Origin of the sequence: Pseudomonas sp. P7548 (assembly GCF_013386585.1) — a bacterium.
Classification (GTDB): domain Bacteria; phylum Pseudomonadota; class Gammaproteobacteria; order Pseudomonadales; family Pseudomonadaceae; genus Aquipseudomonas.
The window spans coordinates 1-303 of the sequence record NZ_JACARO010000236.1 but is presented as its reverse complement, the minus strand read 5'-3'; the positions used below and the strand labels follow the sequence as shown (position 1 = coordinate 303).

1 pseudogene is annotated in these 303 nt (G+C 66.0%); it reads left to right on the top strand.

Annotation, left to right across the window (positions count from 1 at the left end):
- A pseudogene (locus HX803_RS32470) lies at positions 1-303 on the top strand (motility accessory factor Maf-2); the annotation flags it as partial.

The window sequence follows — 303 nt, the reverse complement described above, 5'->3', positions numbered from 1 at the left end:
GTTGGCCGGGGTTGCTGCCCCGTCTGCTGGCCGAGGATGGCGATAGTCTGGCGCTGGAGCTGGTCGAAGGGCAGGGTTCGACGCTGAGTGTCGGCGGTGTGCAATTGACCAGCCGCCATGACCGGTTGGCCGAGGCGCGCCTGCAGGCCTCCAGCCTGCCGCCTGGCAGCGCGCAGCTGCATGTCTATGGTACCGGACTGGGCGACTTGCAGCAGGTCTTGCTGGAGGCGCCGGGTTTGCAGCGTCTCGCTGTGCATATTCTCAATGGCGCGCTGTTCAAGCAGGTGCTCGGGTTGTTGGAGC